The sequence below is a fragment of the Myxococcus virescens genome (assembly GCF_900101905.1).
GTDB lineage: Bacteria > Myxococcota > Myxococcia > Myxococcales > Myxococcaceae > Myxococcus > Myxococcus virescens.
The window spans coordinates 231,612-256,172 of the sequence record NZ_FNAJ01000007.1 but is presented as its reverse complement, the minus strand read 5'-3'; the positions used below and the strand labels follow the sequence as shown (position 1 = coordinate 256,172).

General features: G+C 69.9%; 22 protein-coding genes. 13 read left to right on the top strand and 9 right to left on the bottom strand.

Annotated elements, in window-relative coordinates:
* Position 1 precedes the first annotated feature (1 nt).
* A complete protein-coding gene (locus BLU09_RS21840) occupies positions 2–748 on the top strand; it encodes a hypothetical protein (RefSeq protein ID WP_244171933.1) in 747 nt (248 codons plus the stop codon).
* Between the two features lie 75 nt (positions 749–823).
* On the opposite strand, the gene BLU09_RS21835 is transcribed toward BLU09_RS21840, so the two are convergent.
* Positions 824–2,449, bottom strand: coding sequence for a bifunctional 3-(3-hydroxy-phenyl)propionate/3-hydroxycinnamic acid hydroxylase (locus BLU09_RS21835; RefSeq protein ID WP_090491452.1), 1,626 nt, complete (start codon positions 2,447–2,449; stop codon positions 824–826).
* Positions 2,450–2,941: 492 nt separating this feature from the next.
* Here BLU09_RS21835 and BLU09_RS21830 point away from each other — a divergent pair, with 492 nt between their 5' ends.
* Positions 2,942–3,154 (top strand): hypothetical protein, encoded by a 213-nt coding sequence (locus BLU09_RS21830; protein WP_090491451.1) that lies wholly within the window; start codon positions 2,942–2,944, stop codon positions 3,152–3,154.
* A gap of 28 nt (positions 3,155–3,182) precedes the next feature.
* Here BLU09_RS21830 and menE read toward each other — a convergent pair whose 3' ends face one another.
* From menE to BLU09_RS21800, 6 genes are read right to left on the bottom strand one after another with little or no spacing between them, the layout of a single operon-like run.
* Complete coding sequence (menE, locus tag BLU09_RS21825; RefSeq protein ID WP_090491450.1) at positions 3,183–4,631, bottom strand: o-succinylbenzoate--CoA ligase; 1,449 nt, start codon at positions 4,629–4,631, stop codon at positions 3,183–3,185.
* Between the two features lie 60 nt (positions 4,632–4,691).
* Positions 4,692–5,852 carry an o-succinylbenzoate synthase gene (gene menC, locus BLU09_RS21820; RefSeq protein ID WP_090491449.1) on the bottom strand — a complete coding sequence of 387 codons (1,161 nt, stop codon included), beginning with the start codon at positions 5,850–5,852 and terminating at the stop codon, positions 4,692–4,694.
* Positions 5,853–5,861: 9 nt separating this feature from the next.
* Entirely contained in the window at positions 5,862–6,785 is a 924-nt protein-coding gene (locus tag BLU09_RS21815; protein ID WP_090491448.1) for a 1,4-dihydroxy-2-naphthoate polyprenyltransferase, read from the bottom strand.
* A complete protein-coding gene (gene menH / locus BLU09_RS21810) occupies positions 6,782–7,639 on the bottom strand; it encodes a 2-succinyl-6-hydroxy-2,4-cyclohexadiene-1-carboxylate synthase (protein ID WP_090491447.1) in 858 nt (285 codons plus the stop codon). The genes BLU09_RS21815 and menH overlap by 4 nt, the downstream gene beginning before the upstream one ends.
* Entirely contained in the window at positions 7,630–9,399 is a 1,770-nt protein-coding gene (gene menD / locus BLU09_RS21805; RefSeq protein ID WP_090491446.1) for a 2-succinyl-5-enolpyruvyl-6-hydroxy-3-cyclohexene-1-carboxylic-acid synthase, read from the bottom strand. Before menD ends, menH begins: the two co-directional genes overlap by 10 nt.
* On the bottom strand, positions 9,383–10,693 hold the full coding sequence (locus BLU09_RS21800) for an isochorismate synthase (RefSeq protein WP_090491445.1): 1,311 nt from the start codon (positions 10,691–10,693) through the stop codon (positions 9,383–9,385). Before BLU09_RS21800 ends, menD begins: the two co-directional genes overlap by 17 nt.
* A 104-nt stretch (positions 10,694–10,797) precedes the next feature.
* Between BLU09_RS21800 and aroF the strand changes: the two genes are divergently transcribed.
* From aroF to BLU09_RS21760, 8 genes are all read left to right on the top strand, one after another.
* Positions 10,798–11,709 (top strand): 3-deoxy-7-phosphoheptulonate synthase, encoded by a 912-nt coding sequence (gene aroF, locus BLU09_RS21795; protein WP_090491444.1) that lies wholly within the window; start codon positions 10,798–10,800, stop codon positions 11,707–11,709.
* Positions 11,706–12,395, top strand: coding sequence for a bifunctional demethylmenaquinone methyltransferase/2-methoxy-6-polyprenyl-1,4-benzoquinol methylase UbiE (gene ubiE, locus BLU09_RS21790; protein ID WP_090491443.1), 690 nt, complete (start codon positions 11,706–11,708; stop codon positions 12,393–12,395). The genes aroF and ubiE overlap by 4 nt, the downstream gene beginning before the upstream one ends.
* A 37-nt stretch (positions 12,396–12,432) precedes the next feature.
* Positions 12,433–12,978, top strand: coding sequence for a shikimate kinase (locus tag BLU09_RS21785; RefSeq protein WP_244171932.1), 546 nt, complete (start codon positions 12,433–12,435; stop codon positions 12,976–12,978).
* The gene (locus BLU09_RS21780) at positions 12,975–14,246 is read left to right on the top strand and encodes a shikimate dehydrogenase (protein WP_090491441.1); all 1,272 of its coding nucleotides are present in this window, start codon (positions 12,975–12,977) and stop codon (positions 14,244–14,246) included. The genes BLU09_RS21785 and BLU09_RS21780 overlap by 4 nt, the downstream gene beginning before the upstream one ends.
* A complete protein-coding gene (aroC, locus tag BLU09_RS21775) occupies positions 14,243–15,262 on the top strand; it encodes a chorismate synthase (protein WP_090491440.1) in 1,020 nt (339 codons plus the stop codon). Before BLU09_RS21780 ends, aroC begins: the two co-directional genes overlap by 4 nt.
* A complete protein-coding gene (locus BLU09_RS21770; protein WP_090491439.1) occupies positions 15,259–16,329 on the top strand; it encodes a 3-dehydroquinate synthase in 1,071 nt (356 codons plus the stop codon). The genes aroC and BLU09_RS21770 overlap by 4 nt, the downstream gene beginning before the upstream one ends.
* Entirely contained in the window at positions 16,326–17,618 is a 1,293-nt protein-coding gene (locus BLU09_RS21765) for a 3-phosphoshikimate 1-carboxyvinyltransferase (protein ID WP_186817653.1), read from the top strand. The genes BLU09_RS21770 and BLU09_RS21765 overlap by 4 nt, the downstream gene beginning before the upstream one ends.
* Before the next feature lie 77 nt (positions 17,619–17,695).
* On the top strand, positions 17,696–18,997 hold the full coding sequence (locus tag BLU09_RS21760; protein ID WP_090491437.1) for a citrate synthase: 1,302 nt from the start codon (positions 17,696–17,698) through the stop codon (positions 18,995–18,997).
* A 103-nt stretch (positions 18,998–19,100) separates the two neighbouring features.
* Here BLU09_RS21760 and BLU09_RS21755 read toward each other — a convergent pair whose 3' ends face one another.
* Positions 19,101–20,921: an AMP-dependent synthetase/ligase gene (locus BLU09_RS21755; protein WP_186817654.1), complete on the bottom strand. Its 1,821-nt coding sequence runs from the start codon at positions 20,919–20,921 to the stop codon at positions 19,101–19,103.
* A gap of 80 nt (positions 20,922–21,001) precedes the next feature.
* On the opposite strand from BLU09_RS21755, the gene BLU09_RS21750 reads away from it, so the two are divergent.
* The 3 genes from BLU09_RS21750 to pyk all read left to right on the top strand — a co-directional run bounded on the left by BLU09_RS21750 (position 21,002) and on the right by pyk (position 23,833).
* Positions 21,002–21,376 (top strand): hypothetical protein, encoded by a 375-nt coding sequence (locus BLU09_RS21750; RefSeq protein WP_174257006.1) that lies wholly within the window; start codon positions 21,002–21,004, stop codon positions 21,374–21,376.
* Between the two features lie 181 nt (positions 21,377–21,557).
* Positions 21,558–22,244 (top strand): bifunctional nuclease family protein, encoded by a 687-nt coding sequence (locus tag BLU09_RS21745; RefSeq protein ID WP_090491535.1) that lies wholly within the window; start codon positions 21,558–21,560, stop codon positions 22,242–22,244.
* Positions 22,245–22,432: 188 nt separating this feature from the next.
* Complete coding sequence (pyk, locus tag BLU09_RS21740) at positions 22,433–23,833, top strand: pyruvate kinase (RefSeq protein ID WP_090491434.1); 1,401 nt, start codon at positions 22,433–22,435, stop codon at positions 23,831–23,833.
* A gap of 56 nt (positions 23,834–23,889) precedes the next feature.
* Here pyk and BLU09_RS21735 read toward each other — a convergent pair whose 3' ends face one another.
* Positions 23,890–24,555, bottom strand: a complete 666-nt coding sequence (locus BLU09_RS21735; protein ID WP_090491433.1) for a DUF7986 domain-containing protein — start codon at positions 24,553–24,555, stop codon at positions 23,890–23,892.
* Positions 24,556–24,561 lie beyond the last annotated feature (6 nt).

Here is a 24,561-nt window from a genome sequence, read left to right as displayed (position 1 = left end):
CATGAGCAAGCAACTCGTGGAGGAGCTGTACACACCGAACCTGACTGCCACCCGTGAGCGCATCAAGACGGATCCCCGGCTGAAGGTGCTGCTGGACGACAAGGCGGACCCCGCGCTCTTCGAGGCCTTCCTCATCACCTGGAACTCGCTGGGCGTCTACATGACGGAGCCGGTGGACGGGTGGATTCGCCGCGCCGGTGAGGCCACCGTGAAGGTGGGCCTGGACGACGTGGGCCAGAAGCTCATCGCCCACGCCAAGCACGAGGCCGGCCACCATCTGATGATGGTCGAGGACACCAAGCACCTGGTGGCCCGGTGGAACGAGCGCCGCAACCCCAAGCTGAACGCCGAGGAGCTCATCGCCCAGCCGCCCACGCAGGCGATGAAGGAGTACCGGGAGATTCACGAGAACACCATCACCGGTGAGATGCCCGCCGCGCAGGTGGCCATCGAGTACGAAATCGAGGGCCTGTCGACGGTGCTCGGCCCCGTGATTCTCGAGCAGGCCAAGCGCGTCTGTGGCGAGGACATCCTCCAGGGCATGTCCTTCCTCAAGGAGCACACGGAGATTGACGTGGGTCACACCGCGCTCAACGAGGTGATGCTCAACAAGCTCCTGTCGCAGGTGCCGGACAAGGCGCCCATCATCGCCAAGACGGGTGCCAGCGCGCTCGACATCTACCTGCGCTTCATGGGCGACTGCGTGGAGCGCGCCGGGAAGCTGGTCCAGTCCGCCGCCGCGGCCTGAGCCTCCCCGCAGCCCCACTTCGCGGTCGTAGGGCGCCCCGGCCCGGGCGCCTGTTGTTTTTCCGTTCCCCGCCTTTCAGCCCGCCCGCCGGACCTCCGCGCCATTCGGACGCGAGTGAGGGCGGACGCGGCCCTTGAGCGAGCCCAGGAGGTGGCCCCGCTTGCCACCCCCTGCGATGCCGAACACGTAGCGGTCCGGCCGGAGCACCACGAGGTCGGCCGCGTACTGCACGAACCAGGCGCCCAGCCGGCCGTCCAGGTCCACCAGCGTGTCCGGCCCGCCATTTCCCGCGCGGTCCGCCGCGGCCAGCTGCCACCAGCGTGCTCCGAGTTCGTCCGCCAGGGCCCGTGCCTCGCGCTGGGCCTCCTGGGAGGCGCCTGGACGCGTCAGCACCACGAAACCCTCACCCAGGCAGTCATCCAGCAGCGCCGTCTCTCCGTCGGGCCGCTCCACGCGCGGCTGCGGGAAGTAGGAGCCTTCCGGCACGTCCCCCTTCGCGCGTTGGGCGCCGTGCATGAAGCCCCGGCGCAGCGGCATCTGCGGCTTCACCTTGTAGTCGCGGATGAAGTCGCCCGTCACCGGCAGCCGGTACATCACCTGGATGAGCGCGTTGCGGACGCGAGCCATCACCCGCCCGCCCGACATCATCACCCGGCCCATGGCGTCCGAGCCGCGAATCACCTCCGACACGTGGCCACGCCGCTCCTCCTCGTAGGTGTCGAGCAGCGACGCATCCGCCGCGCCCGCGAGCACCAGCCCCAGCTTCCAGGTCAGGTTCGCCGCGTCCCGGAGGCCCGCGCAGAGCCCCTGCCCCAGGAAGGGCGGCATCAGGTGCGCCGCGTCGCCCAGGAGGAACACGCGGCCCACCCGCCACTGCTCGGACATGCGGCTGTGGTACGAGAAGATCTTGACGGAGTCGAGCTCCACCGAATCCGGGTCCAGGTAGTAGCCGATCAGCCGCCGCACGTTCTCGGGCGAGCGCGCCGCCTTCAGGTCCGCGTCTGGCTCCAGGATGATGTCGAAGCGAATCTCGTTCGGCGCGGTGCGCGCGATGAATCCCCGGCGCACGGGGCCGCACAGGTAGCTGGTGAAGTCGGGCTCGGGTGAGGACGTCTTCACGGTGATGGCCAGCGAGTGCTCCAGCGCCGTCGTCCCCACGAGCTTCAGGCCCAGCCGCCGGCGGATGGAGCTGTGCGAGCCGTCGCACGCGAGCAGGAAGCGCGCGCGCACGTTGACCGCACGCTCCCCCGCGACCTCCTTCACGCGGGCGGTGACGCCGTCTTCGTCCTGGACGAAGGACTCCACCTCGTGGCCCAGCCACAGGTCCACGTGCGGGAAGCGCTTCAGGCCCTGCCGAAGCACCGCCTCCATGCGCGGCTGCTGGAAGAAGGCCGCGGGCACGTAGCCGAACGGCCGGTCCAACCGGGTGAAGTCCACCTCCGCCAGCGAGCGCAGCGAGTCATTCAGGTACTGCAGCCGCTTGCACGGATAGAAGCCCGCGCCCAGGTCGCCCACCAGCCCCGCGGACTGGAAGATGCGCTGGCCCTCGTCATCCACGCTGATGGCGCGGGACTGGCCATGAGGCGTGACTTCACGCTCCACCACCAGCGTCCGAATCCCCTGCTGCCCCAGGAGGTTCGCCGCCATCGCTCCCACCGGACCACTGCCCACGATGATGACATCAACGGACTCCGGAGCCATCTCTCCCTCCCGTTGCGAGTACGCGTGCTGAGCTGCCTTTGAGTCATTTCGATATCAAAATCAGCCACGACCTGGAATGTCCTGTTTTCACTCGGAAGCCGGCGTCATTCCCTACCCTCCCCCTGCGTTGTCTCTTCAACTCTTCAACGTCGGGTGTGGAAATCCTTGCATGTTTGAGTTTTGACCTTGGGAGTGAAAGGTTGCAGCCGTATCAGCAATCACGCCGGGGGCACGGCGCGGGCGACGCAAGAATGTCCACGTGTCCCAGGTCCGCGCAGGAAATGCAGGCCCCTCCTCGGAGGGCAGGCGGCCGCGCGGGAACACGACATCCCGGAGTGGCTTTTGAAAGATGGCGACCACGTCCGCGGGTTGAGACGGCGACCCTTGTCGGGAAATCGCCACTGACTGCCAGCTTCAACGCGTGGCGTCGTGATTTTCACGACTTGAAGAGGTCGGATGTGCCCGAACACTGCGGCGCGAAGGAGCACGCACATGGAATGGCTTGAGTTCTCCCGTTGGTCCCCGGAGGTCGAAAAGCAGCTGGCGATGCAGGCGGCCCGACTGGGCACCTTCGAGCACCGGGGCCCGCAGGCCTCCCGTCGGTCCGCGGCTGCCACCACCGTGTCGGCCACCTGCCGGCTGAGCACCGTCCTGCGGCAGTTCCCGCGGACCAATCCCTGGGGCCACCCGATCTCGGAGTGCTGAGACAGGGCGCCCGCCCCACCCCCGTGGGTCAGCGGAGGGCGTGCCGTCTCAGGACGGTGCGCTCGACCTTCCCCATGGCGTTGCGAGGCAGCGCGTCCACCCACACGAAACGCGCGGGCGTCTTGAAGCCCGCCAGGGACTGACGGCACCACGCCGCCAGTGCCTCTTCCCCGGGGTGCGCCTGCCCCGGGCGCGGCGCGACGAAGGCCACGGGCCGTTCGCCCCAGCGGTCGTCCGGGAAGCCCACCACGGCGGCTTCCTGCACCGCGGGGTGATTGAGGAGCACCGCTTCCACCTCCGCCGGGTAGATGTTCTCCCCACCTCGGACGATGAGGTCCGTGCGGCGTGACAGCACTGTGAGCCGCCCCCCACCATCCAGCACGCCGACGTCCTTCGTGCGCAGCCAGCCGTCACGAACCGCCTCATGGGTGGCCTCTGGACGCTGCCAGTACCCGGCCATCACCGTGGGCGCGCGCACCTCGATGTCGCCCTCCGCCCCTGCGCCGAGGACTTCACCGCCTACGCCGACGATGCGCACCTCGACTCCCGGCAACGGGACGCCAGCGGTGCGGCCGTCCGCATTGTCCGGGCGCTCAGTCGTGACTTGTGAGCAGGCCTCCGTCAGGCCGTACGTCTGAAGGGCTCGCAGGCCCGCGGCCCTCGCTCGTGCGAGGAGGGGCACGGGCACCGGACCTCCGCCTATCAGCGCCCATGCGAAGGAGTCCGGCATGCGCCGGTCACCTCGAGCGTCCAGCATTCGCTCCAGCGTCGTCGCCACGAGGCTCGCGTGGGACACGCCCTCCCCGTCGATGGCCCGGTTGGCCGCATCGGCGTCGAAGCGTTCGTGCAGGACGAGGCAACCTCCCTCGTAGGCAGTGCGAGTGAGCATCGCGATGCCCCCCACGTGGAAGAGCGGCAATGTGCCCAGCCAACGCGGGGCTGGATGCGCCCCCAGGTTGGCCGCCGACGCTCGTGAAGACGCCCGGAAGTTGCCTTCGGTGAGGACCGCGCCCTTGGGCCGGCCCGTTGTCCCGCTGGTGAAGAGCACGACCCGGGGCGATGACGCCTCCAGGGGCTGGCACGTGGAAGCCCCCGTGGAGACGGCCTCCGCGAAGGACTCGAGTGGCCGGGCTCCAGGGAGCCGCTCCACCAGGGAGCCCAGCGCCAGGCTCAAACGGGGCTGGATGTCCTCCACCATGGGCGCCAGCTCCGCGGACGTGAGCCGGGCATTGAGCGGCGCCAACACCGCGCCCAGCCGGCCCAGCGCCCAGAAGAGGCACACGGAGGCGACGTGGTTCGTCGCGAGCGACGCCACCCTGTCCGAAGCGCCGACGCCCTCCGCCTCGAGTGCGGCAACCCATCGGGAGACTTCCGCATCCAGGGCTTCGTAGGACCAGGAGCGGCCCGCGAACGTCAGGGCCTCCGCCTGGGGCTGATGACGAGCGCCTACTCGAATGGGACACAGCAGGACCGACATTCCGTCACCTTGAGGCTTCATTAACGGAGGCCAATCCGTGGGCTCCCATGCGTCGAGCCGTCACACCAGTGACTGGGAGCTCAGTCCGAGCCCCGGGGTGCTCGACAGGCGAATGATGCCTCGCTGCGGATGGTACGGATGACCTTCCGGCTCCTTCGCCAGCAAGCGCCCCACCGCGAGCCCGGAGGCCAGCGCTCCGGATGGCAGTGCCGCCGCGAGGTGTGCCGCGCCAGCCCGCGCTACCACGCCATCCATGGAGCTGGTGACATAGGCCTGCATTCCGAGCCGAGCCGCGCGCATCGCGACCACGAGGCACGGCAACAGTCCGCCCAGCACCATGGGCTTCAGCACCACCGCGCCCACCGCCGGGCCACCGCCCAGCAACGGGTCCACCGTCAGCAGCGCCCGGAGCGCATCGGGAGAAGCCAGGGACTCGTCCGCCGCCACCGTGCAGGGTGCGCGGCGCTGAACGCGCCAGAGCGCCGCGAGGTCCTCCGGCGGCGTGGGCTGCTCCACCAACTCCAGGCCGTACCAGCCCAGCCGGTCCAGGGCGCGCTTCGCGTCGGGCTCGGACCAGCCGCCGTTCGCATCCAGCCGGAGCTTCACGTCCGGCCCTACCGCGTCGCGCACGGCCTTCACTCGCGCCTCGTCGGCGTCCAGCGGCCGGCCGGCGACTTTCAGCTTCAACGTGCCGAAGCCCTCGGCCACGGCCTGCCGGGCCTCTTCCGCCAGGGCCTCTGGGGTGTCGGCGCCCAGCAGCGCGTTCACCGCCACTTCCGTCCGCGCCTCCTCCGCCAGCAGCCAGCACAGCGGTACACCCTGGCGTTGCGCGAGCAGGTCCAGCAGCGCCAGCTCCAGCGCGTGTTCCGCGGCCGGCATGGCGCCCGCTGGCGTCACCTGACGTGCACGGATGCGCACGCCGTCGCCTCGCGCCACGGCAGGGGGGAACGGCGACAACGTGTCCTCGATGGCCCGTACCGAGTCGCCCAGGAACTGGCCTTTCAGCTCGGACAGCCAGGCGTTCAGCGTCACGCCACAGTCTTCGAGCGACTCGGTGCCGAACGCGGGCAGCGGCATCGCCTCGCCCAGACCTTCGCGCCCCTCCTCGTCGACGACGCGGACGAGGAAGCCTTCTCGCACCGCGTGCACCCCGTGAGACGTCTTCAGGGGCTGGCGCAGCTCCAACCGGAGGGGAATGAGCGAAACCTGGGCAATCCGCATGGCCTCACATCATCGCAGGTAGAGGCCCAACGCGAACAGCACTCCAAACACGAGCTGCAGTCTGGCCGTGGACCCCAGCGCCGGGTTCAGCGCGGCCCCCTCCTGCTTCAACACCTGCCGCAACGGGGGAACCGCCAGGGGCAGGCTCAGCAGGGACAGGAACACCCAGGGGCTGGCCAGCTTCAGCGCGTACATCGCGAAGGGCGTGGCGTACGACATCACCAGCAGGAGGAGGTACTCCGCCTTCCCCACGCCCGTGCCGAAGCGGACCGCCAGGGTGCGCTTGCCAGCCTTCACGTCCGTCGTCACGTCGCGCAGGTTGTTGACGACGATGAGCATGGTGCCGCTTGCGCCCACGGGCACCGCCGCCCACCACGCCGCGGGGTCTACCGTCCCCGCCTGCACGTAGTAGGTCCCCGTCACCGCCACCAGGCCGAAGAAGATGAAGACGAACACGTCACCCAGGCCATTGTAGCCCAGGGGAAAGGGGCCGCCCGTGTATGCGTAGCCGCACAGCAGCGACGCCAGGCCGATGGCGATGATGGGCCAGCCGCCCACCACCACCAGGTACAGGCCCACGGCCGTGGCCAGCGCGAAGCACACGCCCGCGCCTGCCAGCACGGTGCCCGGCGCGATGAGGCCACTCTGCGTCACGCGCTGAGGGCCCAGCCGTTCGTGCGTGTCGGCGCCCTTCTTGAAGTCGTAGTAGTCGTTGATGAAGTTGGTGCCAATCTGGATGAGCACCGCGCCCAGCAGCGCCGCCAACGCGGGCAGCAGGCGCCCCACGCCCGAGCCGAACGCGAGCCCCGTGCCCACCAACACCGGCACCAACGCCGCCGTCAGCGTCTTGGGACGCGCCGCCATCACCCAGTGCTTCACCCCGGGACGGGGCTTCACCGACAGCGGGCCATGCGCCGGAATCGACGTGCTCACGACGTCACCCTTCCCTCGCGCGCGGTCATGGGACTGTCGAACTGCGGGGCCTCGTACCAGGGCGTCTGGAGGAACCCGAGGACTTCACGGGCATAGGCCTCCGGCGCCTCCAGGTGCGGCGCGTGGCCACAGCCTTCGAAGGCGTGGCGCCAGACCACCGGCAGCTCCGTGGCCATGCGGCGGGCAATCTGGGTGAACTTCGAATCCAAAGCGCCCGTCAGCAGCAGCGTGGGCAGCCGCTGGGCATGCAGCTCCGGCCAGAAATCCGGCTGGACGCCCAGCCCCAGACACTCCAGCGCGCCCGCGAGCCCCTCCGCCGTGCAGGCGCGGCGCTGTGAGCGCAGCGCGTCCTTGCGCTCCTGCGGGAGCTGGCGCAGGCCGTCGAACAGCGGCAATTGCTCCCAGCGGTCCACGAAGGCGTCCACGCCTCGCGAACGGATGAAGGCCGCCAGCTGTCCGTCCGCCTCACGCCGGGCCGCGCGCTCCTGGCGCCGATGCAGCCCTGGCGAGCCGCTCTCCATGATGAGCCGACCAAAGCGGTCCGGCGCGCGCACGGCCGCCGCCAGCGCCACGCGTGCCCCCTGCGAATAGCCCAGCAGGTCCACGGGTCCCTGTCCCAGCGAGTCCACCAGCGCGACGAGCGCGTCCACCGTTTCCACGAAGGCCTCACGCCCCCGCTGGTCCGGCAGCGGCGTGGCCCCATGACCGGGGAGGTCCACCGCCACCGCGCGCACATCGCGGCCCAGGAGCGGACGCAGCCCGTCGAAGGCCCTGCGGCTGCCGGTGAAGCCGTGCAGCAACACGAGCGGACGGGAGCCCTCACCCCACGTCTCGTAAGCCAGCTTCACGCCCATGGTCCTTCTCCCAGTGAGGCCGCCATTCGAGCGAACAGCCGCCGGTGCTCATCCACATTCGCGTTGCGGTCCACGCGCACTTCCACCAGGTGGAGCCCGCCCTCCAGGCCCTCGCGCACGGCCGACCTGAGCGCAACGGGCGTCTCCGGTCGGTGGAGCCGGGCGCCGCCCAGCGCCGCCGCGTGGGACAGGTCCACCCCGTGCGGCGTACCGAAGAGCGTCTCGAACGTGTCCCGCGGCGCGACCTGGGCGATGGGGAGGAACGAGAAGATGCCGCCCCCATCGTTGTTCACCGCCACCACCGTGAGCGGCACTCGCGTGCGCGACGCGGTGACGAAGGCTCCCACGTCATGCAGCAACGCCAGGTCCCCCGTGAGCAGCACCGCGGGCCGGCCCGCCGCGGCCGCCATGCCGAGCGCGCTGGAGACAATGCCGTCGATTCCGTTGGCCCCTCGATTGGCCAGCACCCGCAGCGGCACCGTGCCCGCCGGAGCGAAGGCATCCAGGTCGCGGATGGGCATGCTGCTGGATACGAAGAGCGGCGCGCCCGCGGGAAGCGCCGCCACCACCTCGCGAGCGATACGCGGCTCGGAGAGCACGTCGGGCTGCTCCGCGAACGCGGCCTCCAGCGCCGTGCGCACCCGTTGCTCCGCGGCCAGGAAGCCTCGTGCCCACGGCCCCGCGCCGCGCGCGAGTCCTCGCGTCAGGGCCTCACAGGCCGCCACCGCCGAGCCCTCCACGACCGTGGACGCGCGGTGCGCCGGGTCGAACAACCCGCCGCCGTCACTGAAGAGGACGATGTCCGCGCCCGAGCCGTCCAGCCACTGCTGAGGCACCTTCGGCGTGAGCGCGCCCCCGAAGCGCAACACCAGCTCCGGACGGTGCGCCTTCGCGAACGGCGCGTGCCGCAACATCGCGTCGTAATAGGACAGCGTGAGCGGGCCGCCGCCATAGCGGGCCTGCGAGGTGGACTCGGCCAGCACGGGATAGCCCGTGGCCTGCGACAGCGCGCTGATGGCCGCCGCGAATCCATCCATCTCATCGCGCGGGCCACACACGATGACGCCGCGAGTGGTCGCGGCAATCCGGCGGCGCACCTCGTCCAAGGTGGCCGCGTCTGGTACCGGCTCGGGCGGGACGATGCGCGTCAGCGGCGCGCCGGCGCGGCCCGACTTCGCGAGCGCGCTCAGGGCGGCCTCGGGAAAGGGCTCGGCGATGGGGGCCAGCGGCTCGCGGAACGGGACGTTGAGCTGCACGGCGCCCCGCGGCGCGCGCCACGCGCTGACGACCGCGCGGGCAACGGTGGCACGCATGTGAATCAACGCCGCGTCATGCGCCTCGGGCTGACCGAGGTCCGCGTAGAAGCGCGAGTGCTCTCCGAAGAAGCGCGCCTGTGGCACGGTCTGCGGCGCGCCCCAGCCCTGAAGCTCCAGGGGCCGGTCCGCCGTCAGCACCACCAGGGGCACGTGAGACAGCGCGGCCTCGATGACCGCCGGGTAGAAGTGCGCGCCCGCGGTGCCGCTGGTCGCCACCACCACGGCCGGCGCGCGCGACTGCTTCGCGAGCCCCAGGGCGAAGAAGCCCGCGCTGCGCTCGTCGATGACGGACCACGTGCGCAGCCCCTCCGTCCCGGCGCAGGCCAGGGCCAGGGGCGATGACCGGGACCCCGGACACACCACCGCGTGACGAACCCCACCGCGCACGAGCTCTTCCAGCAACGCGCGCGCCCACAGCACGTTGAGGTTAGCGTCGGACGACATCCCCGCCTCCCAAGGCCCGCAACATGGCCAGGCTCTTCATCTCCGTCTCCCGCCACTCCGAGTCCGCGTTGGAGCCAGCCACCAGCCCCACGCCGACGAACAGCCGGGCCTTCGCGCCCTTCACGCGCGCCGAGCGCAGCGCCACCATCAGGTGCGCCCGCCCAGGCCCCACCCAGCCCACCGGCCCCGCGTACCACCCACGGTCCAGGCCTTCGTGCTCCACCAGGAACGACAGTGCGCGCTCACGGGGCGTACCGCCCACGGCCGGCGTGGGATGCAGCGCCTCCACCACCTGCGCCGGCGTCACCCCCGGCCGCAGCTCGGCGCGAAACCCCGTCCGCAGGTGCACGACGTTCTTCAAGGCCAGCAGCGCGGGCTCCGCGTCCGACGACACCTGCTCCGCCAGCGGCGTCAACGCGGTGACGAGGTAGCGCACCACGGACGCGTGCTCGCGCACGTTCTTGTCATGGCCCCGCAGCCCGTCCGCCTGGCCGGGCGCGGCCGTGCCCGCCAGGGCCTCCGTCTCCAGCACCTGACCGTCCACCCGGCACAGCGTCTCCGGCGTCGCGCCCAGGAAGCACGTGTCATCCGGCGCGCGGAACAGGAAGGTGGCGCAGCGGGGATTCTGCTCGCGCAGCCGCGCCAGCACGTCCACCACGTCAAAGGGCACGGGTCCTTCCGCATCCAGCGGGCGCGCCAGCACCACCTTCTGGAGGTGCCCGGACGCAATCGCGTCCAGCGCGCGCTGCACCCGCACCTCGAAGTCCGGCCGCGACGCGCGCAACTCCAATTCCACGGGCTCGCCGCGCGCATGCCGGTACGACTCCGGGAAGCAGGCACGGACGCGCTCCAGCCGCGAGCGCACCAGGTCCTCACCCCCGCGGCCTTCCTGCGCGAACGCCACCACGCACGCGCCGCGCGCCGTGCGGAACACCAGCACTTCGGGCAGCGTCCAGCGCGTCACACCGTGCGACGCCCACGCCGTGTCCACCGTGCCCGAGTCACCGAAACGGATGCCGCCAAACCAGGGGCCCGGCATCGACTCCGGGGCTTCGCCCAGCCAGCGCACCTGCGTGCGGCCCAGCGAGGCCAGCACGTCAGGAATGTCGGAGGCGTCCTGCGCCTCCACCACCGCCGCCTCACCCCACCCCGCCGCTGCGTCCTGCGCCAGCGGACGCTCCCAGTAGACGGTCGGAACGCCCAATACGTCCGCACCCGCGAGCGGATCCACCACCGCAAGGGGCGTCATTCCGGCCACCCAGCGCTGGCTCTCAACGGGAGTGTGCGTCTTCATCAGCGTTCCTCATCGGCAATTGCGTCGCAATCACCTTCGGTTGTCTTCTAAGCCATCTCGGCTATACATGCACCAAGGAGTTCAAAACCTCTTGAACTCCATGAATGGGAGGGTCCGTGGGAGGCAAGCGGCCAGACGAACCAGCCGGGTCCGGACGGGCCCCGGGCGCGCTGCGGGTGCTTCGCGTGGAGCGGCCCGAAGGCACTCGCGTGCGAGTGGGCCCCGTGGAAGTCGGAGGCCCCGGGTTCGTCGTCATGGCTGGCCCCTGCGCGGTGGAAGGCGCGGAGCAGGTGCAGCACGCCGCCTCGGTGGTGGCCGCCGCGGGTGCCCATGTCCTGCGCGGTGGCGTATTCAAGCCTCGCACCAGTCCCTACGCATTCCAGGGCATGGGCGAGCCGGGCCTGCACGTCCTGGCGGAGGCCGGGCGCCGCCACGGCATGCCCATCATCAGTGAGGTGATGGAGTCGGCGCAGATTCCCCTCATGGAGGAGTCCACGGACATCCTCCAGGTGGGTGCTCGCAACATGCAGAACTACTCGCTGCTGCGGGCACTGGGGAAGGTGCGCAAGCCCGTGCTGCTCAAACGAGGCCTGTCAGCCACGTTGCAGGAGTGGCTGCTGGCCGCCGAGTACATCCTCGACGGCGGCAACGAAAAGGTGATGCTGTGCGAGCGCGGCATCCGCACCTTCGAGACGGAGCTGCGCAACACGCTGGACCTGGCGGCGGTGGCCTGGGCGAAGCAGCGCTCCCACCTGCCCGTCATCGTCGACCCGTCCCATGCGACGGGCGACCCGGCGCTCATCCTCCCCATGTCGCTGGCGGCCGCGGCCGCGGGGGCGGACGGATTGTTGATTGAAGTCCACCCGAAGCCCGAGCAGGCCATGTGCGATGGGCACCAGGCCCTGACGCCTGAACGCTTCGAGACGTTGATGCGACGGCTGCCAGCCGTGCTAGACGCGGTGGACCGACACCTTTGGCGGCCGGAAAGCCCGGCCCAGGTCGTGAGGGCGCGATGAGCACTGAAGTCCGTGAGATGTTCTCTTCCATCGCCACGAAGTACGACGTGACGAATGAGGTCCTCTCGTTCGGCATCCACCGGCTGTGGCGCCGGAAGGCCGTCCGGCTCAGCACCGCGAAGGAAGGAGACCGCGTCCTCGACTGCGCTTCGGGCACTGGCGATCTGGCCCTGGCCTTCAAGCGCAAGGTGGGCGTGTCCGGCCGTGTCGTGGGCACGGATTTCTGCCCGGAGATGCTGGAGAGTGCCCCCGCCAAGGCGGAGAAGGAGGGCCTCCAGGTGGACTTCCAGGTGGCCGACGCGATGGACCTGCCCTTCGCGGCCGACAGCTTCGACGTGGCCTCCATCTCGTTCGGCATCCGCAACGTGGATGACCCGGTGAAGTGCCTGAAGGAGATGGCTCGGGTGGTCCGGCCCGGTGGCCACGTCGTGGTGCTGGAGTTCGGCCAGCCCACGGGTGCCTTCGGGGCCTTGTTCCGCTTCTACAGCAAGACGGTGATGCCCACGATTGGAGGGCTGCTGACGGGCAACCGCGCCGCGTACCAGTACCTGCCCAAGACGTCCGCCGCCTTCCCAGCCGGTGACAAGTTCCTGGAGTTGATGGACCAGTCCGGGGCCTACGCGGCAAAGTCCGCGCATGCGCTCACGTTCGGCACCGCCTACGTCTATGTCGGCACCGTCCGCTGAGGAGCGGCGACACCTCGTTGAACAGATTCTCGCCTCGGTGGATCCCCGGCTCGCGCCGGGCCTGAGGGAGGCGGTAGCCCGCCCGGGCCCCTCCCCGCTCCCCGGCTCCGGACAGACGGTGGTGCTCGCCGGCCACCGGAGCGCGGGCAAGTCGCGCCTCTTGCCCATCGTGGCCCGCATGCTCGCGCGCCCCGGTCTGGACCTGGACGCGCACCTGGAACGCCTGCACGGGCGCCCGCTGCGCAGATGGGTGGCGGAAGCGCCGCAGGAGTTCCGGGCCGCTGAACGCCGCGCCCTGCAAGAACTGCCGGCCGGAGGGCTGGTGGCCGTGGGAGGCGGTTTCCTGTCGCACCACCCCGACGCGCTGACCGGGCACTTCACCCTGGTCGTCCCCATCTGTTTCGACACCTACCGTGCACGGCTGCTCACGGACCGGACGCGCCCGCGGCTGCGCGCCGACGTGTCGCTCGAAGAAGAATTGTCCGCGGTGTTCCATGAGCGCGAGGTGCTGCACGCCCGCGTCCCCACCGTGGCCCTGGAGGACTTCCTCCGCGGCTGCCTTGCCCCCGAGGTGCCCCTGTGACGCCCGCCCGGCGCGTCGTCACCCTGCCCCCCACCCTGCTCGGCGAAGACGCTGTCCGCTTCGCGCGTGACGGCCAGCGCCGTGGGGCGGACGTCCTGGAAATCCGCACGGACCTGCACGCCCCTGACGCCATCTCGCCCGAGGCGCTGGCGGCGGTGCTGCCGCTGCTCGTCTCCGAGCGGGGCAAGCCGCTGCCCGCGACCTGGGTGGCCGCGGCCTGGCGCGTGGACAGGGATTTGATGGACGCGTCGGGGCAGCAGGCCTCGCTGGCGGCACCTCCGGGAAAGCTGCTCGCGTCGCACCACGCGAGCCGGCAGCTCTCCACGGAGGAGGCGCTCCAGTTGTGGGAGCGTGAGCTGCCCGCCGACGCCCTGGTGAAGCACGTGGAGCCGATGACGGACCCGGCCCACCTCGTCACACTGCTGGAGACGCAGCGGCGGATGGTGGAGCGCTTCGGTGCCACGCGTGTCACGGTGCTGGGCATGGGCGCGGTGGCGTTGCCCACGCGGGCGCTGCTCGCCCAGAACAACGTGTTGGACTACGTCGCGGCGGGAGGCGCCTGGGTCGCGGCGCCCGGCCAGCGGCTGCTGGACGACGCCGTGCGAGCGCTGCGCGGCGCGGACCGGTCCACGGTGGCGCCGCCGCTGCGGCTGGGAATCCTGGGGACGTCCATCGTCCACTCGCGCTCGCCCCGCATCCACCGTCAGCCCTTCGACCGCATCGACCTTCCGGAGGACGGGCCGGTGGAGGCCGTAGTGGACGCGCTCCTGCCTCACTACGGAGGCTTCGCCGTCACCAGCCCCTTCAAGCTGCGGCTGGCGAAGCACACGGGGTCCTCGCTGGACGCCATCAACACACTGGTCCGCCGGGGCGGCCGGTGGGAAGCCTTCAATACCGACACGTTCGGGGCCCGCACGGTGCTCGAGCGGCTCGGGGCTCGCGAAGTCTTCGTCCTGGGGGACGGTGGCGCCACCTCGGCGCTCCGGTCCGTGGCGGCGGAGCTGAGCTGCGACTTGCGCGTCTTGCGACGCGCCGACATCCAGGCGCCTCTCACAGGGGCGGGCGTCTGGACCTGGCCCGATAGGGTGCCCGCTCCTGACGACCTGCGCTTCGACGGGGCCCGTGTGGCGGTCATCGCCTACGGAGCCCCGGGTCGGCGCATCGCCGCGGAGATTGTCCGACGCGGCGGTACTCCGGTCCTGCTGGGTGCGGCGTGGTTCATCGCGCAAGCCCGGCGTCAGCGCCAACTCTGGGAGTCCGCGACATGAATACCTTCGGCGAACTGTTTCGCCTGACGACGTTTGGAGAGAGCCACGGGCCCGCGCTCGGCGCCATCCTGGATGGCTGCCCCGCCGGCGTGCCCCTGACGCGCGAGCAGATTCAAGTCGCGCTGGACCGTCGGCGTCCCGGCCAGTCCACCATCACCACCGCGCGCAGCGAACCGGACCAGGTGGAAATCCTGTCCGGCGTCTTCGAGGACAAGACGCTGGGGACGCCCATCGCCGCCATCGTGCGCAACACCAACCAGCGCTCGGTGGACTACGAGAAGCTGAAGGCCGAGGACCGGCCCGGCCACGCGGACGCAGTGTGGCGCGAGCGCTTCAAGCACCGTGACCACCGCGGAGGCGGGCGCACCAGCGGGCGCGAGACGCTCTGCCGCGTCATCGGCGGCGCCATCGCCGAGGCGTACCTCGCCCGGGACGTGCCTTCCATCCGCACCGTCGCCTACGTGTCCCAGGTGGGCAATCTGGTGGCCGCGGTGCCCGCGCCGGGACTCACCCGCGCGCAGGTGGACGCCCACGCCACGCGCTGCCCGGACGCCGCCATCCGCGACGAGATGTCCCAGCGCATCCTCACCGCGAAGGAGGCGGGCGACAGCCTGGGCGGCGCCATTGACGTACGCGTGGAGGGCCTGCCCGTGGGTCTGGGCGAGCCCATCTTCGGCAAGCTCAAGGCGCGCATCGCGCAGGCCCTGGGCAGCATCGGCGCCGTCACGGGCGTCGTCTGGGGTCCGCCGGACCTGCTCGAGCGCATTGGCCAGCCCGGCATCCAGTTCCACGCCGTGAAGGACGCGTACGGCGGCATCCAGGGCGGGCTCGCCAACGGTGAGCCGATGCAGATCCGCACCTTCTTCAAGCCGCCCGCGACACTGCAGGAGCACGCGAAGGGTGGCCGTCACGACCCGTGCATCATGCCCCGGGCCGTCCCGGTGCTGGAGGCCATGGTGTCGCTCGTCATCGCCGACCTCGTCCTCCACCTCAACGCGAGGCCCCACGCGCCATGAGTGCTCTTCCCCCCGGGGCCTACCGTCCGCCGTCCGACCGCTGGGGCACCTTCGCCCGCCTCGCCAGGAACCTGCCCGAGGGCAGCGTGGCGGTGGTGGACCGGACCGTCGCGAAGCTCCACCCCACCCTCATCCCCACCCTGGAGGCGCGCAGCCCCCGCGCCATCATCCAGCTCACCGGCGGCGAGAGCGCCAAGACGTTCACCGCGCTGGAGAAGGTCCTGGCCAACGGCCTGGCCCTTCCGCGCTCCGGCACGCTCGTGGCCGTGGGCGGCGGCACCATCGGTGACGTCTCCACCGTGGCCGCGCATGTCCTCAAGCGCGGCGTGCGCCTGGTGCAGGTCCCCACCACGCTGCTGGCGGCGGTAGACAGCAGCGTCGGCGGCAAGGGCGCTGTCGACATGACGGTGCGCGGGCGCGTGGTGAAGAACCCGGCCGGCGTCTTCCACTACGCGGACGAAGGCTGGGTGTGCCCCGAGTTCTTCGACACGCTCTCCGATGCGCAGCGCCGCGAGGGCGCGCTGGAGGCCTGGAAGATGGTGGTCAGCCTCGACGCGCCGCGCTTCCGCCGCTACGTGCGCAAGCCGCCCGCGCTCGCGAAGCTCGTGAAGGACGCCCGCGCCCTCAAGGAGCGCATCTGCGCGCAGGACCCGTACGAGCACACGGGGCTGCGCCGGGTGCTCAACTTCGGCCACACCTTCGGCCACGTGCTGGAGAGCGTGTCCCGCTTCAAGCTGTCCCACGGTGACGGCGTGGGTCTGGGCATGCTGCTGGCCCTGGACGTGGGCCGTCACCTGGGCGTGACCCCGGAGCCCGTGGCCGCCGAGGTCGAAGCCGCCCTGGCCAATGGCCCCGGCGTGCAGGGCCGCGAGCGCGCCGCCGCCCTGCTCCGCCGCGCGCCGATGAAGGACGTGCTGGCGCTGCTCACCGCCGACAAGAAGGCCGGCGCCAAGGGCGAGCTGCGCATGGTGCTGCTGACGGCCATTGGCGCCACCGAGGTACGCGACGTGGACGAACCCGGCTGGCGTGCCTTGTGGCCCGCGTGGACGAAGGGGGTGCGACCATGAGCACGGCGAAGGCTTCCCGTATCGTGGTGGACCCCTCCGCGCTGCACGCCGCGCCCCTCACCCCGCCGGTGTCCAAGTCGGACGCGCAGCGGACGCTGGTGCTAGGGCACCTCACGGGCTCGTGGCCGCTGCCCTCGGTGCAGGCCGAGGCGGACGAGGACCTCCCCGCCGACGTGCGCGTGCTGCGCCAGGGCGTCGAGGCCCTGCGTCTGCCTCCGGATGCCGTGCGCGACATCGACTGCGCGGACGGCGGCGCGCCCTTCCGCATCCTGGCCACCCAGGCGGCGGTGACGCCCGGCGCACAGGCGCGTTTCACTGGCACGCCCCGCCTGGGCGAGCGGCCCCACGGCCCGCTCTTCACGTCCCTGCGCGAGGCCCTGGGTCCCGCGGGCCTCACGCTCACTGAGGGCACGCCCTGGCCGGTGGAGCTGCGCGCGCCCCGTGACACGTCGAACGTCTCTCCCGTGTTCCGCGTGCCGGGCGCCCAGAGCAGCCAGTACGCCTCCAGCCTGCTGCTGGGCTGCGCGGCGCTGTACCTGCGCGAGCGCCGCCCCTGGCGCGTGGAGATTGACGGGCCCCTCACCAGTGCGGGCTACCTGGAGCTGACCCTCACGTGGCTGAGCCGCTTCGGCTTCGACGTCCAGCGCTCCCCGTCGAGCTACACGGTGGCCGGGTATGCGGCGCCCCCGGCCGTCCCCACGCTCCCGGGGGATTGGTCGTCCCTGGGCTACCTGCTGCTGGTGGCGTGGAAGACGGGCGGCACCGTGGTGCGCGCGGACACGGGCAGTGCCCACCCGGACGACGCCATTGTCCGGTTGATTGAGCAGGTGGGCCTGCGCGCGGTGCCCGCGGACGCTCCCTTCACGCTCAAGGTGGAAGGCCAGCTTTCAGGGGGCCTTCGCGCCTCCGGCGAGGAATGTCCGGACCTGCTCCCCACGCTGGCCGCGCTCGCCTGCGTGCTTCCGGCGCCCTCCACGCTCACGGAGGTGGGCATCCTCCGCGTCAAGGAGAGCGACCGTCTCGAAGGCATCCGGACGCTCGTGAAGGCGTTCGGCGGAAACACGGAGCTCCAAGGAGAAAGGCTGCTGATCCAGCCACCCCGCACGCCACCTTCGGGCTTCGAGATGAGCAGCGAGGGAGACCATCGTCTCGCGATGACCGCTGCGACACTGTGTGTCCTGTCCGGCACGCCGCTGACACTCACCGGTCCAGAGTGCGTGGAAAAGAGCTTTCCTGGGTTCTGGCGCCAGTTGTCCAGGGTGGGTGTTCGGATAACTGATGCAGGATGAGACCCTCAGTGTCCGTCCAGCAGACTTATCGTTCTTTTTTGTTGAAAGCACTCTCCCCCCTGTGAAATCTCCGCCCCATGGCCAAGGACACGCTGACGATCACCGACAATCGGACCGGGAAGACCTACGAGGTCCCGATCGAGAACGGCTGTATTCGCACCAATGCTCTCCGCCAGATCAAAACGGGCGACGATGACTTTGGGTTGATGGGCTACGATCCGGCGTTCCTCAATACCGCCAACTGCAAGAGCGCCATCACCTTCATCGACGGCGACAAGGGCATCCTCGAGTACCGGGGCTACCCCATCGAGCAGCTCGCGGAGAAGTCGAGCTTCCTCGAGGTCGCCTACCTCCTGCTGAACGGTGAGCTGCCCTCGGAGAAGGAGCTGCAGCAGTTCAACCACCTCGTCACGCACCACACCTACGTGCACGAGAACGTGAAGAGCTTCATGGACGGGTTCCGCTACGACGCGCACCCCATGTCCATGGTGAGCTCCACGGTGGCGGCGCTGTCCAGCTTCTACCCCGACGCGAAGAACATCAAGGACCCGCTGAGCCGCCGCATCCAGATCACGCGGCTCATCGCGAAGATGCCCACCATCGCCGCGTTCTCCTACCGGCACACGATGGGCCTGCCGTACATCTACCCGGACAACGACCTGTCCTACGTCGCCAACTTCCTGGCGATGATCAAGCGCATCGGCACGTCGACCTACAAGGTCCACCCGGTGCTCGAGCGCGCGCTCGACATCCTCTTCATCCTGCACGCGGACCACGAGCAGAACTGCTCCACCACGTCCGTGCGCACGGTGGGCTCGTCCGAGGTGGATCCGTACTCGGCGGTCAGCGCGGGCATCGGCGCCCTCTACGGCCCGCTGCACGGCGGCGCCAACGAGGCGGTGCTCCGCATGCTCCGCGACATCGGCCACGTCTCCAAGATCCCGGAGTTCATCAAGTCGGTGAAGAGCGGCGAGGGTGAGAAGAAGCTGATGGGCTTCGGTCACCGCGTCTACAAGTCCTACGATCCGCGCGCCAAGGTCATCAAGCGCGTGGCCGACGAGGTCTTCGAGGTGACGGGCAAGAACCCGCTGCTGGAGATCGCCGTCGAGCTGGAGCGCATCGCGCTCGAGGACGAGTACTTCGTGAAGCGGAAGCTGTACCCGAACGTCGACTTCTACTCGGGCCTCATCTACGAGGCGATGGGCTTCCAGGTCGAGATGTTCCCGGTGCTCTTCGCCATCCCCCGCACGGTGGGCTGGTGCGCGCAGTGGGAGGAGATGGTGACGGACAACGAGCAGAAGATCGCCCGTCCGCGCCAGGTGTTCACGGGCGCCCCGCGCCGCGACTACGTCCCCATGAACAAGCGCGCCGCCAAGTAGGCTGTGACACACGGCCCGCGCTTCTCGCGTGGGCCAGAAGCACGAAGGGGCGAGGAACCGCGAGGTTCCCCGCCCCTTTCGCTTTCCCGCGGCGCCGGCGCGCTCAGCCCGTCTGGGAACCGCCGTGCGGGGACTCGTCGTAGAGCGACTCCACGAGGCTGGCGTACTTCTCCGCCACCACGTTGCGGCGCACGCTCAGCTTCGGCGTCAGCTCACCGCCCTCCACGGAGAAGTCCTTCGGCAGCACCACGAAGCGCTTGATGGTCTCGAAGCGGGACAGCTTCGGGTTCACATCGCGCTCCACGCGCTCCTGGAGGAGCTGGCGCAGGCGGGCATCCTCCGCGAGCCGAGCCGCGTCCTCCGGCCACCCCTGAGTCCTGGCCAGGGCCCGCGCCTTCTCCGCGTCCAACGTCAGCAAGGCCACCAGGAAGTTGCGGCGATCGCCCAGCACCACCGCATGCCCCACACCGGGCAGGGCCTTCAGCAGCTCCTCGATGTTGGAGGGAGACGTCTTCTTCCCGCCCGAGGTGACGATGATGTCCTTCTTGCGGCCGGTGATCTGGACGTAGCCGTCCGCGTCCAGCTGGCCCACGTCACCGGAGTGCAGCCACCCGTCCGCCAGCAGCTCGGCGGTGGCCTCCGGGTTCTTGTAGTACCCCATGCAGACGTTGCCGCCGCGCACCAGCAGCTCGCCGTCGTCCGCGATGCGCAGCTCCACCCCCATCATCGCCCGGCCCACCGAGCCCAGCCGCGTGTGGGACTCGGTGTTCACCGTGCCAGGGCCCGTCACCTCCGTCATGCCCCACACCTCGTGGATGACCATGTCGATGGAGGCGAAGAAGTCCAGCACCTCCCGGCCGACGGGCGCCGCCGCCGTGGCGAAGAAGGACACCCGCTCCATGCCGATGCGCTCCTTCAGCGGGGCGAACACGAGCCGCCTGGCGAGCTGATACTGGGCCTCCAGCGCCATCGGGACGCTCTGGTGGCGCATCACCCGCTCATGCCGCTCCGAGGCCACCCGGCGCGCCCAGGCCACCACCCGGCGCTTCGAGGGCGGCTGCGAGGCCAGCCCTTCCTCCGCCTTCGCCTTGAACTTCTCCCACACGCGCGGCACGCCGAAGAAGAACGAGGGACGCACCTCCCGCAGGCTCTGCGGCATCGTGTCCACCGATGCCGCGAAGTACACCTGCACCCCGTTCAGCAAGGGGCTGTAGAGGGAGATGATCTGCTCGGCGATGTGCGACAGCGGCAGATACGACACGAGCGAGGACGCGGCGGGCTGGCCGAACGTCACCGAGTCCGTGAGCTGATTCGCCGTCCACACCAGGTTGTGGTGGCTGAGCATCACCCCCTTGGGGTGTCCGGTGGTGCCGGAGGTGTAGATGAGCGTGCCCATGGCCTCCGGTTTCAAGGCGTGGATGCTGTCCCAGTAGGGCTTCTCGTCCGCGCCGGTGCCCAGGGCCATGACGTCCGCGTAGCGCAGCACGCCCTCCGGGAGCACCGTGGGCGCCTCGATGACGACCACGTGGCGCAGCTTGGGCAGCCGCTCGCGCAGGGCCAGGGCGGTACGCAGGTGCTTCTCGTTCTCCACGACCAGGAGCGTGGCCTCGCAGTGCCCCAGGATGTACTCCAGCTGCTCCGGGGCGCTGGTGGTGTAGAGACCGACAGGGACGCCCCCCATGGCGATGGCCGCCAGATCGGCGACGTGCCACTCCTCGCGGTTGAAGCTCAGGATGCCCACCGGCTGGCCCGCACCCACCCCCAGCGCGTGCAACCCCAGGGCGAAGCGCCGCACCCGTTGCGCATATTCAAACCACGAGGTGGGCGCATAGGCGCCCCCACGGCGCGTCCACAGGGCTGGGCGCTGCTCCTGCTGTGCGGCCCGGTCATGGAGCGCATGCACCACCGACTTGGGAAGGTCCATGCCCCGAACGCTAGCGGAAGCAAGGCCCCCTACCAATGTCCCCCCGTCTCGGACGTTGACAGCTGGTTGGAGTGCTTTGTATGCCGCGCCCGACCATGAGCATCGACTTCACCTGCCAGAAGTGCGAGGCGAGCTTCGAGCTGGACGCTCAGGACCTCATCGAAGGGACTGAAAAAATCGTCTGCCCGCATTGCGACGCCAAGGCGCCCGCCAACCTCACGGAGGACTTCGTCGCAGCGCTCACGGAGATGCGCGCGCAGATCGCCGCGCTCGACAAGCGGTTCGCCGTGTCCATGACGTTGGAGTCCGAGGACCTGGAGGACATGCTCGACGACGACGACGAGGAAGACGACGAGGACGATTCGGAGGACGACGACCTCGATGAGGACGAGGACGAGGACGTCGACGACGAAGAGGACTACGACGAGGACGAGGACGACGACGACCGTCGTTGAGCCTGTCCGCCTGCCCTCCAGCCCGGGGAGCACCCCACGCAGCAGGGGGTAACCGGGCCTGGAGCGCAACCCTCCCGACAGATGGCCGGGTGCGTAGCTTAAAGGCGTGAAAACGCCCAACCGCGCCACTTTGTTCGTCGCACCTCTCTCGGCCGTGCTTCTGGCGCTCGGAGGGCTGCTGATGTTTCCCGCCTTCACTCCACCCGTAGCGCTGGCGGCCCTGGGTAAGGCTCAGGGTCAGCCCTGCATCACCGAAGGTGAAGACGACCCCAAGGCCTGCTCCGAGCTCGTCGAGCTCGAGGTGCAGGATGTCGTCCCGCTGGAGGAGGCCCAGGCCCACGCCGTGGTCCTGGCCACCAAGGACAAGGGCATCGTCCTCCCGGTGTTCGTGGACGAGGCCTCGGCCATCTCCATCGCCTTCCGGCTGGCGGAGCGCCAGCCACCCCAGCCGCTCGCACAGGACCTCCTGGACGACGTGGTGACGGAGCTGGGCGCCAAGGTGACGGAGGTCCGCATCGACGACCTGCGTGACAACGTCTACTCGGGCCGTGTCTTCCTGGAGCAGGGCAAGAAGAAGATGACGCTGGATGCCCGGCCGTCGGACTCCATCGCCATGGCGCTCACCAGCCATGCCCGCATCCGCGTCACCCGCAAGGTGCTGACGCTGGCCGGCATCACCCGTGAGGAGATCGAGGGCCTCCAGCAGGAAGGCCCCGGCGTGGGCGGCAGCGGGCCGCTGGACGCGCCCGGCTTCCCTGCCCCGGGCGCCCCGAGCGAGCCGCCCATCGACATGGACATGGAAGGCCTGCCGCCGGGCCACTCGATGCCCAAGGCACCGCTGGGCACGGGCAAGGAAATCGAGCTCTAGGGCCTGATGAGAGGCCCTTGCAAGAAAGCCCGGCCCCCCCTCCCAGGGATGCCGGGCTTTCTCTCTCTGCCATCGAGAGCGCAAAGGCTCCGCGGCGCCTGGTGAGAGGCCCGCGTCGGCAGAAGAGTTAGTCCCGCGGGCGCAAGGCTGTCAAGCCGGGCCCCCAGGCGCCTAGGATGCGCAGCCCTATGCGCAAGGCGAAAATCATCTGCACCCTGGGCCCCGCTTCGGACTCGCCCGAGGTCATCGAAGGGCTCATCCGCGCGGGCATGAACATGGCGCGGCTGAACTTCTCGCACGGCACGCACGAGGAGCACCGCCGCCGGGTGGAAACCATCCGCAAGGTCGCGAAGCGACTGGGCACGCCGGTGGCCATCCTCCAGGACATCCAGGGACCGAAGATCCGCCTGGGCCGCTTCGAGGGGGGACAACTGCTGGTGAAGCCGGGCCAGTCCGTCACGGTGACGACGCGCAACGTCCTGGGCCAGGACGGCGTCATCCCCACCCCCATCAAGACGCTGGTGAAGGACGTGGCCAAGGGCCACGAAATCCTCCTGGATGACGGGCGCGTGCGGCTGCGGGTGCTGCGCGTCCAAGGGCAGGACGTGCAGTGCCGCGTGGAGGTGGGCGGCGTGCTGAAGAATCACAAGGGCCTCAACCTGCCCGGCTCGCCCATGTCGGTGCCCACGATTACCCGCAAGGACGCGGTGGACCTGGCCTTCGGCCAGGAGGTGGGCGTGGACTACGTGGCGCTGTCCTTCGTCCGCACGCCCGAGGACATCAAGAAGGCGCGCGCGCACGTGGCGAAGCTGAAGACGCCGCTCATCGCGAAGATTGAAAAGCCCCAGGCGGTGGAGCGCGTGGAAGAGATTGCCGCCGTGGCGGACGGCATCATGGTGGCGCGTGGCGACCTGGGCGTGGAGATGCCCCTGGAGCGCCTGCCGGCCATCCAGAAGCACATGGTGAGCGCGGTGAACCGCATGGGCGGGCTCGTCATCGTCGCCACGGAGATGCTGGAGAGCATGGTGGCCAACGCGCGCCCCACCCGCGCCGAGGTGTCCGACGTGGCCAACGCCATCCTCGACGGCGCGGACGCCGTCATGCTGTCGGGCGAGACGGCCGCGGGCAAGTACCCCATCGAAGCGGCGTCCACCATGGCGTGCATCGTGGAGGAGACGGAGCGCGGTGTGGTGAAGCACCAGCACCACTCCCCCTTCGAGCGCTCCGAGGACCTGGGCACCGGCGTGGCCGCGGCGGCCGTGGCGGCGGCGACGCAGCTGGGCATTGGCACGATCGTCGCCTACACGGAGAGCGGCCACACCGCGCGCCTCATCTCCGAGTTCCGGCCCCACGCGCGCATCATCGCCCTCACACCGAGCGAGATGGCGGTGAATCGCATGGCGCTCTACTGGGGCGTGACGGGCATGCAGGTGGCGCGCGTCTCCACCACGGACGCCATGCTCACCCAGGTGCGTCAGCTGTGCCGGAAGGAGAAGCTCTGCGCGCCCGGCACGCCCGTCGTGGTGGTGGCCGGTGTCCCGCTCAACGTCCCGGGCAACACCAACCTGATGAGCATCCACCGCATCTGAGCGGGCCAGCGGGGGCCCCGGGACATGCCGTCACCGGGGCGCCGCGGCCAGCGGGCTCAGAGGACCTTCTGCTCGAAGTCGTAGATCTTCTCGACGGCGAGCTGCCGGTAGCGCTCCATGTTGAGCGCACGGCGGGCACACTCCCACACCAGCTCGTTGGGCGTGCGGTCCGGCTCCTTCTTCTTTCGGCGCTTCACCTCCGCCTTGATGGCCTTCACGGCCATGCGGGGGTGGTAGCAGAACGCGGAGGAGAACAGCAGGTGCCCACCGAAGGGGATGAGGCGCGCCTCGATGATGTCCCCCGTCTCCAGGCCCGCGACGTGGCGGCGCTCCGTCACGTCGAAGTCCTTGCCCGAGTACAGCTCGCGCAGACGGACCTCGCCCTTGCCCAGCTTGCGGACCTCGAAGAGGCCATGGACCGTCTCCGTGAAGCTCCGGAAGGCGTTGGCCTCTTCGGGCGCGGAACCGGCCAGGCGCTGCTCGTAGAACTCCGTGGCCGGCGTCTTGTTCGTCAGCGGCGAGACGCGGTCATAGAGGTAGAAGTCCAGGAAGGACGCCATCCGCAGTTCGAAGAGCTTGTCGTCCTCGAAGACCTCGCCCGTCAGACGGAAGTACTCCGCCTTGGCCTGGAGCAGGTCCTCCTTGCGCGACTCGGCACTGCCAAAGGCGATGAGCTGATCCAGATACGGCTGATAGGAGAGCGGTGACAGCGACGAGGTCATATTCGG

Coding starts and splice junctions, on each gene's coding strand:
- BLU09_RS21840 (WP_244171933.1), top strand. CDS start 2: ATGAGCAAGCAACTCGTGGAGGAGCTGTACACACCGAACCTGACTGCC.
- BLU09_RS21835 (WP_090491452.1), bottom strand. CDS start 2,449: ATGGCTCCGGAGTCCGTTGATGTCATCATCGTGGGCAGTGGTCCGGTG.
- BLU09_RS21830 (WP_090491451.1), top strand. CDS start 2,942: ATGGAATGGCTTGAGTTCTCCCGTTGGTCCCCGGAGGTCGAAAAGCAG.
- menE (WP_090491450.1), bottom strand. CDS start 4,631: ATGTCGGTCCTGCTGTGTCCCATTCGAGTAGGCGCTCGTCATCAGCCC.
- menC (WP_090491449.1), bottom strand. CDS start 5,852: ATGCGGATTGCCCAGGTTTCGCTCATTCCCCTCCGGTTGGAGCTGCGC.
- menH (WP_090491447.1), bottom strand. CDS start 7,639: ATGGGCGTGAAGCTGGCTTACGAGACGTGGGGTGAGGGCTCCCGTCCG.
- menD (WP_090491446.1), bottom strand. CDS start 9,399: ATGTCGTCCGACGCTAACCTCAACGTGCTGTGGGCGCGCGCGTTGCTG.
- BLU09_RS21800 (WP_090491445.1), bottom strand. CDS start 10,693: ATGAAGACGCACACTCCCGTTGAGAGCCAGCGCTGGGTGGCCGGAATG.
- aroF (WP_090491444.1), top strand. CDS start 10,798: ATGGGAGGGTCCGTGGGAGGCAAGCGGCCAGACGAACCAGCCGGGTCC.
- ubiE (WP_090491443.1), top strand. CDS start 11,706: ATGAGCACTGAAGTCCGTGAGATGTTCTCTTCCATCGCCACGAAGTAC.
- aroC (WP_090491440.1), top strand. CDS start 14,243: ATGAATACCTTCGGCGAACTGTTTCGCCTGACGACGTTTGGAGAGAGC.
- BLU09_RS21770 (WP_090491439.1), top strand. CDS start 15,259: ATGAGTGCTCTTCCCCCCGGGGCCTACCGTCCGCCGTCCGACCGCTGG.
- BLU09_RS21765 (WP_186817653.1), top strand. CDS start 16,326: ATGAGCACGGCGAAGGCTTCCCGTATCGTGGTGGACCCCTCCGCGCTG.
- BLU09_RS21760 (WP_090491437.1), top strand. CDS start 17,696: ATGGCCAAGGACACGCTGACGATCACCGACAATCGGACCGGGAAGACC.
- BLU09_RS21755 (WP_186817654.1), bottom strand. CDS start 20,921: ATGGACCTTCCCAAGTCGGTGGTGCATGCGCTCCATGACCGGGCCGCA.
- BLU09_RS21750 (WP_174257006.1), top strand. CDS start 21,002: ATGCCGCGCCCGACCATGAGCATCGACTTCACCTGCCAGAAGTGCGAG.
- BLU09_RS21745 (WP_090491535.1), top strand. CDS start 21,558: ATGTTTCCCGCCTTCACTCCACCCGTAGCGCTGGCGGCCCTGGGTAAG.
- pyk (WP_090491434.1), top strand. CDS start 22,433: ATGCGCAAGGCGAAAATCATCTGCACCCTGGGCCCCGCTTCGGACTCG.
- BLU09_RS21735 (WP_090491433.1), bottom strand. CDS start 24,555: ATGACCTCGTCGCTGTCACCGCTCTCCTATCAGCCGTATCTGGATCAG.